We start from the raw sequence: 14,168 nt of genomic DNA, 5'->3' as shown, positions 1-14,168 counted from the left end.
TGCCCGGTCCCAACCCTCACATCCCGAGGATCTTGGCCTTCTGCGCGGCGAACTCGGCTTCGGTGAGGATGCCCTGCTGATACAGCGCACCGAGTTCCTTCAGAGCCGTGATCGTGTCCGTACTGCTCGACTGCGCCGGCGGTCGGGGCGGCTGTGGCGGGGGCGGCGACTCCGGGTACGGGGTCGGCGCGTACTGGGGTGGCGGGTACTGCTGAGCGGTCGGATCCTGCTGGGTGACGGTGCCCTGTTGTGCCCAGCGACTCGCCTGGCGTCGGGACACCCGATTGCTCACCGCCGTGGCGGTTCCGGAGATGACGGCCGTGCGGGCGACCCCGCGGATCAGACCTGGCATGACACCTGTCCCTTCATTCCTCGATCGCGTCGAGCGTCTCGAGCAGCGCGTCGACCGGGATCCGGCCCGACGCGACCACTCGCCCGCCGTTGTTGCGCAGGGCGGTGGCGAACGGCGCCGCCCACAGGTTCTCCCACACGAGAATCGCTGCGCTGGAACCGGGTTCCAGTGCGGCGGCGGCCTCGCGGATGTCGGTGTCGTCGAGAATCGACGTCGCCGCACCGTCGAAGATCGCGAATTCGGCGCCCAGCTCTCCGATCCCGAGCTCGGCGATGGTGCCGTCGGTCGCCTTCGACACGAAGACGATGTCGATGAGTCGCACGATCCCGCGGTCGATCAGGTCCATCAGGTAGGGCAACGCCTCACCCGTGGGCTGCGTCCCCGCCCACTCGACGACGACGTAGTCGACCGGACCGAGTTCGGGACCCGCCGAGTCGTCGTCGGCGGTCATGACCGCAGATCCACGACGGACCCACCCGGCTCCGATTCGTACAGTGCGCCGATCTCGGCTGCGTACTTGGCCGCGATCGGGTTGCGACGCAACTTCATCGTCGGGGTCAGCTCGTCGCCGCCCGGGTCCCACGCCGCCGGGACGATGGTGAATCGTTTCACCTGTTCGACGCGGGACAGCTTTCCGTTGCCGGTCCGGATCGCCGACGAGACCTCCTCCACGATCTCGGGATGCGTCGACAACTCGGCCAGGTCGGCGTTCGGCATGCTCAGCCTCTTGGCGCGTACCGCCACTGCCTCCGGGTCGAGGACCACGAGTGCGGACACATAGGGTTTCGAATCCCCGATCGCCGCGACCTGACCGATCAACGACGACGCCGCCTTCATCGCGTTCTCGATGTTGGTGGGTGACATGTTCTTTCCGGACTCGTTGATGATGAGTTCCTTCTTGCGGTCGACGATGATCACGTTGCCGTCGTCGTCGATCTTCGCGATATCCCCGGTGGACAGCCAACCGTCGGCGTCGATCGTCTCGGCCGTCTTCTCGGGTTGGTTGCGGTAGCCGCGCATCACGACGGGGCCGCGGACGAGCAGTTCACCGTCGTCGGCGAGCCTGACCTCCATCCCTCGTATCGGCGGGCCCACGGTGCCGATCTTCAGATTGTCCGGGGTGGTCATCGTCGAGACGCCGGTGGTCTCCGACATCCCCCAGACCTCCAGGATCGGAATCCCCAGCCCCAGGAAGAACTTCAGCACCTCTACCGGGATCGCCGCGGCTCCCGATCCCGCGAAGACCACCTCGTCGAGTCCGAGTGCGGCACGCACCTTGTGCAGGACCAGCTTGTCGGCGATTCCGTGCTGGACGCCGCCCAGAAGGCCGCTCCCCTTGCCGTCGATACGCGCCTGCGCGGTCGATGCGCCGACCCCGAAAGCCCAACCGGCGAGAGCCCTCTTGACCGGACTGGACTCCTCGGCGACCTTGGCCTCGATGCCGGCGCGGATCTTCTGCCACACCCGCGGAACCCCGAAGAAGAACGTCGGATGCACTTCGGGTAGAGCCGTCGCGATCTCGCGCGGATCGGGCACTGTGGTGATCTGTATCCCGCGCATCAGGTTCGCTGCATGCGACGACACCCGGTCGGCGATGTGGGCAGCCGGCAGATACGAGATCGAGCGGTCGTCGAATCCCACGTCGAGCTTCTCGGCGAGAGCCGCCATCTCCGCGACGATGTTGCGATGGGTGATCTCGACGCCCTTGGGCGGCCCAGTGGTGCCCGATGTGTAGATCAGGGTCGCGAGGTCCTCGGGTTCGACTGCCTGCCACGACGCGGCGAAGTCGAAACCCTCTGGCGGAGGCGTGCGTTCGACGTCGTCGAGTGAGATGGCGCCGTCGGCCACGTCGTCGACGACGACAATGCGTTCGACGCCGGTGTTCGCGGCGGTGATCACCGGCAGGAAGACCTGCTCGGTGATCACGATCCTGTTCTCGGCGTTGCCGAACAGGTACTCGATCTGGTCAGGGGCGCTGGTGTTGTAGATCGAGAACGGGACCGCACCGAGGTGGAGTGCCGCGGTGTCGACCAGATGGAACTCCGGCCGGTTGGTCAGCATGATGCCGACCGTGTCCCCGCGCCCCACGCCGAGGGCGGCGAGACCGCCGGCGATCGCCTCCACGCGGGTCGCGTACTGCGACCAGGTGAGCTGCTGGATGCCACCGACGGTACGGATCGCCACGGCGTCCGGACGGACGGTGACGGTCTGCTGGAACGCGGCCGGGAGCGTCGACACGTCGACGCCGGTCTCATGGGGAAAGGTGATCAGGTCTGCTGCGGTCATCTGGGCCCCTACTCGCCAGTGCGATGGTTGTGTTGCGCATCACACTAGCGAGTAGTTGCAGCAGCAAGGATCGGTTCACGCAAACGCGACCCGGATCGACAACCTGCAGGTCAAGACCGTTTGTCAAGCGAAGGACTCGAGTCGATCGACGACAGAGTCCACGCCCCGTCACCGGTCAGTTCGAGCACTTCGGTGTGGTGCTGATCGGTGGTGCTGCGGTGGCTGACCGACACCAGGATCGTGTCCGGGAGTTCGGTGCGTACCAGTTGATACAGCGCGTACTCGAGGCCCTCGTCGACCGCCGAGGTCGCCTCATCCATGAACACCGCCTGCGGCTTCGTCAACAGGATTCGGGCGAACGCCACGCGCTGCTGCTCACCCGGCGACAGGACCTTGGCCCAGTCCTCCTCGTCGTACAGGCGGCCGGTCAGGTGCGGCAGGAAGACCTGCTCCAGAGCCTGTTTGATCGCCTCGTCACCGACATCGTCGGGCAGCGCCGGGTAGGCGACGGCTGTACGGAGGTCACCGAGCGGGATGTAGGGCATCTGGGACAGGAACAAGGTGTGCGCGTCCGGTGGACGGGAGAACTCACCATCGATGAACGGCCACAGGCCCGCGAGTCCGCGAAGCAAGGTGGTCTTACCCGAACCGGACCGGCCCTTGACGACGAGTGCGTCACCGGGGTCGAGCGAGATGTTGAGCGCGCGGATCAGTTCGTCGCCGGTCGGGGTCTTGACGCTGATATCGGCGAGACGAACAGCCCGGTCCCGATCCACGGTCGTGATCTCGGGCATGGCACGCGACTTCACGTCGGCATCGGCGAGCCCGTCGAGACGGATGATCGAGGCGCGCAGGCCGGTGAAGTCGTCGTACGCGGTCCGGAAGAACGACAACGCGTCGTGCATCTCGCCGAAGGCCGATGCGGTCTGCTGCATGTCGCCGAGTTTGATCTGCCCGTCGAAGAATCGTGGGATCTGAACCAGGTACGGGAACACCACCGCGAGCTGGCTGACGCTGAAGTTCCAGCCGACGAAGGCCATCTGGACGTGGATGATCTGCCAGTAGTTCCTGATGACCGCCGCGAAGCGTGACATCAGGCCGTTGTGCTCGACGCGTTCGCCGCGATAGAACGCGATGTTCTCGGCCCCGTCGCGGACTCGGACGAGGGCGTAGCGGAAGTTCGCGGTGAGACGTTCCTGCCAGAAGTTGAGTCGGATGAGCGGGCGGCCGATGGCGAAGGCCACGACGCTGGTCACGAGCACGTACACCAGGACCAGCCACATCATCATCCGCGGGATCTCGACGCCGAGGAGCGTCACCGGGCCCGAGAGGTCCCACAGGATCTTCGAGAACGACGCGATCGAGGCGACCGCGGTCAGCACACCGTTGGTCGACGAGCCACCGCCACCCCAGAGCAGCGACGACCCGACCGAGGCGACGTTGGTGATGTCGGCCTGGATGCGCTGGTCGGGGTTGTCGACGCCGGGATGGATGTCGGTCGGCTTCTGCGACGGCTCCGACGTGCGGCGGAACCACTTCCGGCGCATGAGGCCCGAGCTCAGGTCGACGAAACGATTGCGATAGAAAGCACGCCCGTCCATCCAGTCCGCCGCCGCGCCGCCGGTCATCCAGCGGCGCAGGTTGATCTCGAAGGCTGCCCCGACGTAGATCTCGATCATCGTGCGCACGACGTGGACTGTGGCGAGGATGCCGAACACCGCCATCGAGTGCCAGAAGGCGTCCTTGCCCATCTGCAGCATCTCGGCCCCCTGCGGGCCGCCGGCCCCCAGTCCCTCGGCGGCGGTCTGGAGACCTGTGAACAGATCGTTGCTGAAGTAGGAGAACAGCACGGTGATCCGCACACCGAGCAGTGCGAGCACCGTGAGCAGCGCGGCCAGTCCCCAGGCCTTGAGACGGGTGCCGGGCTCGGTGAAGAAACCACCGATCACGCGCCACAGCGGCCGGCCCCATCGGCTGAAGCGAGCGAGCAGGAAGCCGATGACGAGCATCGCGACCGCGGAGATGCCGAATGCGATGGCCAGCCACTTCAGGCTGGCCCAGACCTCGTTACCCCAGTCGATGCTGTACTCCACGCACACTCCCTACGCCTCGGATGTCGCAGCCGGGAATCCCGGCGACATCGCGGCCCGGCTGACTGCGGGGTGTCGAAAAAGGAATCGACACAACGTGTCCGGGCCCACCATTGATCCGGCGAAGTTTAACCCGGGGTTCACCGCCTGTCCGGACAACTGCCGCCCATGTCGCGGCGGGAGAACGGCGAAGACCCGGAGGATTCAGCCGAACGGCCGGAGGACCGCACCCTTCTGGAGGGCAGCGGTCGACACCGGTTGTGACAAGCTCTCGCCGACGCGGACGACATAGCCGGCATCGGTGTACTCCACCCCGTCGACCTCGAACGTCAGTTGGCAGCCCGTGTCGCTGCGGAGAAACCCGCTCAGCGAGGTCGTCGCAACCTCTCCGCCCGCGGCGTCGTAGACGAAGACCGGTGTCCCCCGGGCGATCTGTCCGCCGCCGGGCGCCGCAGCAACCTCTGTCGCGCAGTCGGCGACGACGCCGCCCTTCGCGGTGAAGGTCGGGGTGCGCAGCACACCCAACAGCAGGGCGCCGAGCGCGACGGCCGCGAACAGCACCATCGCGATCGTCGTACCCACGATGACCGGCACCCGGGTCCTGCGTTGCCACGTGCGGCGCGGCAGCGGAGGGCCCGGATCCAGCCACATCTCCTGGCCGATGGTCATTTCCGGTGCGTCACTTCTTCGGCGGAAAATACTTGATCAGTGCCTCCTGGACGACCGAGGTCGCGAGCGTGCCGTCGCGCGTCCAGAACCGTCCCGAGCCCATTCCGCGCGAACCGGTCGCCACCGGCGAACGCGTCGCGTACAGCAGCCAGTCGTCGAAGCGGAACTCGCGATGGAACCACATCGAGTGGTTGACGGTCGCGGCGAACAGCCGGTCGATGCCCCACGACAGTCCGTGCGTGGTGATGATCGAGTCGAGAACCGTGGTGTCCGAGGCGTAACACATTGCGGCGACGTGCATCACGGGATCGTCGGGCATCACGCCGTCGGCCTTCATCCACACCCGGTTGTCGGTGAGCTTGCGCCCCGCCTCCTTCGCCTTCCAGCTCGGGTCGTTGGCGAAGCGGATGTCGACGGGATGCAAGGCGTTCACGAAGGTCGCGATGCGGTCCTCGTAACCCTTGAAATGCTCACCGAGAGGCGGCAACTCCTCCGGGTAGGGCACCTGCGGGATCTCGACGGCGTGTTCGAGCCCGGCGGTGTTGTCCTGGAAGGCCACGAGCATCGTGAAGACCTGTTCGCCGTCCTGCTTGGCGGTGACCTGGCGATTGGCGAAGGACTTGCCGTCGCGGAATCGGTCGACGTGGTACTCCATCGGCTTGGTGACATCGCCACCACGGATGAAGTGGGCGTGCAGAGCGTGGATCGGCGGGTTGCCACGGGTAAGGCTGCGGGATGCGGCCACCACGCCCTGCCCGAGAAGCTGTCCACCGAAGGTCCGAGCGGTGACCTGCTCCGGGTGCTGCCCGATGAACACGTCCTCGTCGCGACGTTCGACGTCGAGCAGTGCCAGCAGCTTGCCGAGATCCCCGGCCTGTTCCACGGTCATGGCCTTCACCCTAGTGACAGACCGGGGCTCACACTCCTGGTGGTCTGCTCAACGCCTCCGGCGTCAGTGGTCTGCTCAACGCCTCCGGCGTCAGTGGTCTCCTTCAACGCCTCCGGCGTCAGTGGTCTGCTCAACGCCTCCGGCGTCAGTGGTCCTGCTCGCCGATGCGGTGGACGTGGATCATGTTCGTCGAGCCGACGGTGCCCGGCGGGGCGCCGGCCACGATGACCACCACGTCGCCCTCGGCCAGACGGCCGATGCGCAGCAGCTGGTGGTCGACCTGGTCGATCATGTGATCGGTGGTGTCGACGTGGTCGACGATGAAGGTCTCCGTGCCCCAGCTCAGGGCGAGCTGACTACGCACCTCCTGCGTCGGCGTGAAGGCCAGCAGCGGCAGGCGCGAGTGCAGCCGGGCGAGGCGTCGGACGGTGTCGCCGGACTGGGTGAACGCCACGAGCGCCTTGACCTCGAGGCGCTCACCGATGTCGCGCGCCGCGTACGAGATGACGCCGCGCTTGGTGCGGGGCACATGCGAGAGCGGTGGCACGTCGCGCGGGCCGGTCTCGACGGCCCGGCAGATGCGGTCCATCGTGCGGACGGTCTCGAGCGGGAACTTGCCCACCGACGTCTCGCCGGACAGCATGACCGCGTCCGCGCCGTCGAGGACCGCATTCGCGACGTCGGAGGCCTCGGCGCGGGTGGGGCGCGAGTTCTCGATCATCGAGTCGAGCATCTGGGTCGCGACGATCACCGGCTTGGCGTTCTCGCGGGCCATCTGGATGGCCCGCTTCTGCACCAGCGGTACCTCCTCGAGCGGCAGCTCGACACCCAGGTCGCCGCGGGCGACCATGATCGCGTCGAACGCCAGGACGATGGCCTCGAGGTTCTCGATGGCCTCCGGCTTCTCCAGCTTCGCGATGACCGGAACCCGGCGACCCACGCGGTCCATGACCTCGTGGACGAGTTCGATGTCGGACGGGCTGCGCACGAACGACAACGCGACCAGGTCGACGCCCAGGTCGAGTGCGAATTCGAGGTCGGCGATGTCCTTCTCGGACAATGCGGGCACCGAGACGCTCATACCCGGCATCGACAGGCCCTTGTTGTTGCTGACCGGACCGCCCTCGGTGACGGTGCAGACCACGTCGTTGCCGTCGATCGAGGCGACGGTAAGTCCGACCTTGCCGTCGTCGACCAGGAGCCGGTCGCCGGGGTGCGCGTCCTCGGACAGGTTCTTGTAGGTGGTCGAGACGCGGTCGTGGGTGCCCTCGACATCGTCGACGGTGATCCGGACATCCTCCCCCGTCTCCCAGACGGTGGCGCCGTCACAGCCGTCGAAACGGCCGAGCCGGATCTTGGGTCCCTGCAGGTCGGCGAGGATGCCGACGGCCTTCTCCGCAGCATCGGAGGCCTTGCGGACGCGCGCGTAGACGGCAGCATGGTCCTCATGCTTGCCGTGGCTGAAGTTCATCCGGGCCACATCCATACCGCTGGCGACGAGTTCCTTGAGCTTCTCGTCGCTGGAAGTGGCCGGACCCATGGTGCAGACAATCTTGGTTCGCCGAGTCACAACCTCACCTTAGTCCCGTCGGTGGTGCATCTCCACGCGCCGCCGAAGTCGTCACCCAGGGGTCATGTGGTGTTGTCGCTGGTGACAGCCCACTACTTTCCGGTACGGATTTCGCCTCACACGGACAGCCCGCGCGTGTTCTCCGTCATCGTCGCCGGAGCGGCGTTCGGCGACCGCGGACCCGTCAGCGCACCGACAGCGGCAGCGCTGCCGGACGAACCGGTGACGGAAGGTCGGATTCGCCGACGAGGAACTCATCGACGGCCCGTGCCGTCGACCGCCCCTCGGCGATCGCCCATACCACCAGCGACGCGCCACGGTGGGCGTCACCACACACGAAAATGCCGGGAGCGTCGGTCTGCCAATCACTTCCACATGAGATGGCCCCACGCTTGTTGGGTTCGATCTCCAGACCCGACAGCAGTTCACCCCGTTCCACACCGGCGAATCCGATCGCGAAAAGCGCTAGTTCGCAAGGGATCTCGAACTCGTCACCAACCGGCCTGATCTCACGTCGGCCGTCGGCGTCACGCTGCACCTCGACCTCGGCGAGCACCATGGTGGTGACATTGCCCTCCACGTCGCCGAGGAAACGCTGCACGGCCACCTGGTACTTGCGCTCCCCGCCCTCGGCGTGCGCACTGGAGGTCCGCATGACCAGTGGCCAGGTGGGCCACGGTGATCGGCTGTCGTCGCGTTCGTCGGGCAGTTCGGGGTTGTAGTCGAGCTGGACCACCGACGCCGCACCCTGCCGGTGGGCGGTGCCCAGGCAGTCCGCACCGGTGTCGCCGCCGCCGATGATCACGACGTGCTTGCCGGCCGCGGTGATCGGCGAGGGGCCGTCGCCCTCGCATTCCCGGTTGGCGGGTACGAGGTGCTCCATCGCCAGGTGGACGCCGTTGAGTTCGCGGCCGGGCACCGGGTTGTCGCGGGCCTCCATCGCGCCGATGGCCAGGACGACGGCGTCGTGCCGGGCACGCAGGTCCTCCACCGTCAGGTCGGTGCCGACGTCACAACTGGTGACGAATTCGGTTCCCTCGGCGCGCATCTGGGCGATGCGACGATCGATGTCGGACTTCTGGAGCTTGTACTCCGGGATGCCGTAACGCAGCAGCCCGCCGAGGCGGTCGTCCCGCTCGTAGACGGTGACGTCGTGGCCCGCACGCGTGAGCTGTTGCGCCGCAGCGAGTCCCGCAGGACCGGAACCGACCACGCCCACCGACTTGCCGGTCTTGGACTCCGGCGGCTCGGGCCCGATGACGCCTTCGGCCCACGACTCGTAGGCGATGGTCTTCTCGATGCGTTTGATGGTGACGCTGCCACCGGTCTCGCGCTCGGAGATCGACAGGACGCAGGCGGCCTCGCACGGCGCCGGGCACACCATCCCGGTGAACTCGGGGAAGTTGTTGGTGGCGTGCAACCGGCTGCTCGCCGCATCCCACCGGCCGCGGCGGACCAGGTCGTTCCACTCCGGGATCAGATTGCCCAGCGGGCAGCCCGCGGTTCCGGAGTGGCAGAACGGGATACCGCAGTCCATACACCGGCGCGCCTGGGTGCTGACCTCCGCCAGAACCTTCGTCGGGTCGTCGGCGTGCACGTAGACGTCGTCCCAGTCCTGGACGCGCTCGGCGACCGGACGGTACTTCGCTTCTTTCTTCGGGACCTCCAGGAACCCGCGCGGATCAGCCACGTGCCGCCTCCATGATCGCTGAATCGACGTCGCGTCCCTCGGCCTCGGCCATCCGGGCCGCGTCCAGGACACGCTTGTAATCGGTCGGCATGACCTTCGTGAACGCCAGGCAGCGTCGGGGCCAGTCCGCGAGGATCGACGCACCGATCGCCGAACCGGTGAGTTCGGCGTGCTTGGTGATGGCGTCCTTGAGCCAGGCCAGGTCGTCGGGGTCGGGGCGCATCAGTTTGACCATCGCCATGTTGACCTTGTCGCGGTCGAGGTCGTGCACGAAGGCGATGCCACCCGACATACCTGCCGCGAGGTTGCGTCCGGTCGGTCCGAGAATCACCACGCGCCCGCCGGTCATGTACTCGCAGGCATGGTCGCCCACTCCTTCGACGACCGCGGTCGCACCCGAGTTCCGCACCGAGAAGCGCTCACCCACGCGCCCGCGCAGGTACACCTCGCCCGACGTCGCGCCGTAGAGGATGGTGTTGCCTGCGATGACCTGGTCCTCGGCGACGAACCACGAGTCGGGATGCGGGGCGACGACGATCTTGCCGCCGCACAGCCCCTTGCCGACGTAGTCGTTGGTGTCGCCGCTGAGCCGGATCGTCACGCCCGGCGGCAGGAACGCGCCGAGCGACTGCCCGGCCGAACCCTCCAGTTTCACCACGATCGTGTCCTCGGCCAGGCCCTCGGCGCCGAAGCGACGGGTGACCTCGGCGCCGAGCAACGTGCCGACGGTCCGGTTCACGTTGCGCACCGGCAGTTCGAGCGTCACCGGGTGGGCGTCCTCCAGCGCCCCTTCGGCGAGCTGGATGAGCGTCTGGTCGAGCGCGCGGTCGAGTGCGTGGTACTGCTCCCGCACCCGCCGGCTCGGCCCCTTGCCCTCGACCTTGCGGAAGATCGGCGACAGATCAAGACCCTTCGACTTCCAGTGTGCGACAGCGGAATCGGTGTGCAGTCGCTGAGACTGACCGATCGCCTCATCGAGGGTGCGGTAACCCAGCTGCGCCAGGTACTTCCGCACGTCCTCGGCGATGAACCGGAAGAAGTTGACCAGGTGGTCCACCTGGCCGGTGAAACGGGAACGGAGCTGCGGGTTCTGGGTCGCCACGCCGACCGGGCAGGTGTCGAGGTGACACACACGCATCATGATGCATCCGGCCACGATGAGCGGCGCGGTGGAGAAGCCGTATTCCTCGGCGCCGAGGAGGGCGGCCATGATGACGTCGCGTCCGGTGCGCAGCGCACCGTCGCACTGCACGGTGATGCGGTCGCGCAGACCGTTGAGCATGAGCGTCTGCTGGGCGTCGGCCAGGCCGATCTCCCAGGGAGTGCCCGCATGCTTGAGCGAGGTGAGCGGCGAGGCGCCGGTACCGCCGTCGTGGCCGGAGATGAGCACGACGTCGGCATGTGCCTTGGAGACGCCGGTCGCGACCGTGCCCACGCCGACCGCGCTGACCAGCTTGACGTGGATACGGGCCTGGGAGTTGGCGTTCTTCAGATCGTGGATCAGCTGGGCGAGGTCCTCGATCGAGTAGATGTCGTGGTGCGGCGGCGGTGAGATCAGCGCGACGCCGGGCGTCGAATGCCGGGTCTTGGCTATCCACGGGTACACCTTGTACGCCGGAAGCTGGCCACCCTCACCGGGTTTCGCACCCTGCGCCATCTTGATCTGGATATCGGTGGCGTTGATCAGGTAGTCGCTGGTGACACCGAAACGGCCGGACGCGACCTGCTTGACCGCGCTGCGTCGTTCCGGGTCGTAGAGACGGTCGACGTCCTCGCCGCCCTCCCCCGAGTTCGACCGGCCGCCGATCTTGTTCATCGCCATCGCGATGGTCTCGTGGGCTTCCGCGGAGATCGAGCCGTAGCTCATGGCGCCGGTGTTGAAGCGCTTCATGATCTCCTCGACCGGTTCCACCTCCGCGATCGGGATCGGTTCGCGCGCATCGAGATCGAACTCGAAGAGGCCGCGGAGCGTGCCGCCCTTGCGGGACAGCCGGTCGACCTCGTCGGAGTACTTCTGGAAGATCTCCGACCGCCCGCTCTTGGTGGCGTGCTGCAGCAGGAAGATCGTCTCCGGGGTGAACAGGTGCAGCTCGCCTTCCCGGCGGTACTGGTACTCGCCACCGACCTCGAGACGACGGTAGACCTGCTCGGTCGGGTTCTCGGGAAACGCGCGGTGATGCCTGATGCGGACTTCCTCGGCCAGTTCGTCGAGACCGACGCCCTCGATCCGCGACACCGTGCGGGTGAAGTACTCGCGCACCACCTCCGACGACAACCCCACGGCCTCGAAAGCCTGTGCGGCGGTGTAGGAGCTGATGGTCGAAATGCCCATCTTGCTCATCACCTTCAGCACGCCCTTGCCGAGCGCCTCGAGGTAGTTGCGGATGGCCTTCGACGGGGTGACACCGGTCAACTCGCCCTCGGCGATGAGGTCCTCGATCGTCTCCAGTGCCAGATACGGGTTGACCGCGGCCGCACCGAAACCGATGAGCGTCGCGATGTGGTGGACCTCGCGGGCGTCGCCGGATTCGACGACGAGCGCGACCCGGGTGCGCTCCTTGGTGCGCACCAGGTGATGGTGGACGGCCGAGATGGCCAGCAGCGACGGGATCGGTGCATGGTCTTTGTCGGTGAGACGGTCGGAGATGACGAGGGTGGTGTGGCCCTCGGCGATCGCCTGGCTCGCCCGCCGGCGCAGGTCCTCGAGGGCGACCCGGAGACCTTCTCCACCGTCGTCCACCTCGTACAGCGCACGCAGCACCTTGGCCGACAGGCCCGGGTGATCACCGTCGTCGTTGATGTGGACGAGCTTGGCGAGGTCGGCGTTGTCGAGGACCGGCCAGTGCAGCATGATCTGGCGGCACGACGCGGCGGTGGGGTCGAGCAGGTTCTGCTCCGGACCCATCACACGGCCCATCGAGGTGACGATCTCCTCGCGGATGGCGTCCAACGGCGGGTTGGTGACCTGCGCGAACAGTTCCACGAAGTAGTCGTAGAGCAGGCGGGAACGCCGCGACAGCACCGCGATCGGGGTGTCGGTGCCCATCGAACCCAGTGGTTCGTATCCCGAGGCGGCCATCGGGGTGAGCAGCACCCGCAGGTCTTCCTCGGAGTATCCGAAGGACTGCTGCCGGCGTACGACGGTGTCGTGGTTCGGCTGGAAGACCGGGCGTTCGGGCAGCGTGGCGATGTCGAGGAGCCCGGCGTGCAACCACTCGTCGTACGCCTCGGCGTGCATCAGTTCGCCCTTGATCTCCTCGTCCGGGATGATCCGGCCCGCGGTGGTGTCGACGAGGAACATGCGGCCCGGCTCGAGGCGCCCCTTGCTGATGATGTCGTCGACCGGGACGTCGAGAACGCCCGCCTCCGAGGCGAGGATGATCCGGCCGTCGCGGGTCTGCCACCAGCGTCCGGGACGCAGGCCGTTGCGGTCGAGGACCGCGCCGACGACGGTGCCGTCGGTGAAGGTGACGCACGCCGGACCGTCCCAGGCCTCCATCAGCGACGCGTTGAACTGCAGGAACGCGCGCCGCTTCGGGTCCATGTCGGGGACGTTCTCCCACGCCTCGGGAACCATCATCATGACCGCGTGGGGCACGCTCCGGCCGCCGAGATGCAGGAGTTCGAGCACCTCGTCGAGCGACGCCGAGTCCGAGGCCTCGGGGGTGCAGATGGGGAAGGCACGCTTGAGGTCGCCGGGTATGAGGTCGGTGTCGAGCAGCGCCTCCCGGGCGCGCATGCGGTTCCGATTGCCGCGAACCGTGTTGATCTCGCCGTTGTGGGCGACGAACCGGAACGGATGCGCGAGCGGCCACGACGGGAAGGTGTTGGTCGAGAACCGCGAATGGACGATCGCGATGGCGCTCTGGCACCGGTCGTCGCGCAGGTCCGCGTAGTAGAGCGGCAGCTGCATCGTGGTGAGCATGCCCTTGTAGACCATGGTGCGGCTCGACAGCGACGGGAAGTACAGGCCGGTGCCCGCCTCCTCGATCTCCGGGGTGACGCGCTCGGCCTGCTTGCGGAACGGATAGATGAAGCGGTCGACGGCGACGCCGCCGATGCGCTCGGCACCCGGCTCGGGGTCGACGGTGACGAACAGCTGCATCATGTACGGCATGCAGGCCACGGCGGTGCCACCGATGTCGGCGTGCTCGTGGTCGACCGGGACGTCACGCCAGCCGAGGATCGTGATGCCCTCGTCGGCGGCGAGCGCCTCCACCCGCGCGATGGCCTGCCGGCGCAGTTCCTCGTCCATCGGCAGGAAGCAGGTACCCGCGGCATAGGTGTGCGAGCCGTCGGCGGCCGGCTCCGGAAGTTCGAAATCGACGGTGGCACGCAACAATTCGTCCGGCAGCTGGATCAGGATGCCTGCGCCGTCACCGCTGTTGGTCTCGGCTCCGGCAGCCCCGCGGTGCTCGAGATTTTCCAGCGCCAGGAGCCCGTCGGCGACGATCGAATGCGATCGGCGACCGTGGATGTCGGTGACCATCGCGACGCCGCACGAGTCGACCTCGGCCTCCGGGTCGTACAGGCCCTGCTTGGCCGGGAGCGCGGAAAACAGCATCACTACCTCCACTCGATCCGGAACGGATCGCTGCTGAGTGTCCACTGGGACAGCACTG

General features: G+C 67.1%; 9 protein-coding genes. All 9 read right to left on the bottom strand.

Annotated elements, in window-relative coordinates:
* Positions 1-16: 16 nt before the first annotated feature.
* Positions 17-352, bottom strand: coding sequence for an SHOCT domain-containing protein (locus BJF87_RS24775; RefSeq protein ID WP_006360586.1), 336 nt, complete (start codon positions 350-352; stop codon positions 17-19).
* A gap of 13 nt (positions 353-365) precedes the next feature.
* Entirely contained in the window at positions 366-803 is a 438-nt protein-coding gene (locus BJF87_RS24770) for a DUF6325 family protein (protein ID WP_006360585.1), read from the bottom strand.
* Positions 800-2,638: a long-chain fatty acid--CoA ligase gene (locus BJF87_RS24765; RefSeq protein WP_006360584.1), complete on the bottom strand. Its 1,839-nt coding sequence runs from the start codon at positions 2,636-2,638 to the stop codon at positions 800-802. Before BJF87_RS24765 ends, BJF87_RS24770 begins: the two co-directional genes overlap by 4 nt.
* A 110-nt stretch (positions 2,639-2,748) precedes the next feature.
* A complete protein-coding gene (locus BJF87_RS24760) occupies positions 2,749-4,731 on the bottom strand; it encodes an ABC transporter ATP-binding protein/permease (RefSeq protein ID WP_035755328.1) in 1,983 nt (660 codons plus the stop codon).
* 201 nt (positions 4,732-4,932) lie between these two features.
* Positions 4,933-5,397, bottom strand: a complete 465-nt coding sequence (locus BJF87_RS24755) for a hypothetical protein (RefSeq protein ID WP_035755326.1) — start codon at positions 5,395-5,397, stop codon at positions 4,933-4,935.
* Positions 5,398-5,407: 10 nt separating this feature from the next.
* Positions 5,408-6,286 (bottom strand): acyl-CoA thioesterase II, encoded by an 879-nt coding sequence (locus BJF87_RS24750; protein ID WP_035755324.1) that lies wholly within the window; start codon positions 6,284-6,286, stop codon positions 5,408-5,410.
* Positions 6,287-6,431: 145 nt separating this feature from the next.
* Positions 6,432-7,856 carry a pyruvate kinase gene (pyk, locus tag BJF87_RS24745; RefSeq protein ID WP_035755322.1) on the bottom strand — a complete coding sequence of 475 codons (1,425 nt, stop codon included), beginning with the start codon at positions 7,854-7,856 and terminating at the stop codon, positions 6,432-6,434.
* A gap of 184 nt (positions 7,857-8,040) precedes the next feature.
* Positions 8,041-9,546, bottom strand: a complete 1,506-nt coding sequence (locus tag BJF87_RS24740; RefSeq protein ID WP_006360579.1) for a glutamate synthase subunit beta — start codon at positions 9,544-9,546, stop codon at positions 8,041-8,043.
* On the bottom strand, positions 9,539-14,110 hold the full coding sequence (gene gltB, locus BJF87_RS24735; protein WP_006360578.1) for a glutamate synthase large subunit: 4,572 nt from the start codon (positions 14,108-14,110) through the stop codon (positions 9,539-9,541). Before gltB ends, BJF87_RS24740 begins: the two co-directional genes overlap by 8 nt.
* Positions 14,111-14,168 lie beyond the last annotated feature (58 nt).

This window comes from Gordonia sp. CNJ-863 (genome assembly GCF_001942325.1).
GTDB lineage: Bacteria > Actinomycetota > Actinomycetes > Mycobacteriales > Mycobacteriaceae > Gordonia > Gordonia alkanivorans.
Note: the sequence above shows the minus strand (reverse complement) of the source record. Positions and strands in the feature narration are given on the sequence as shown.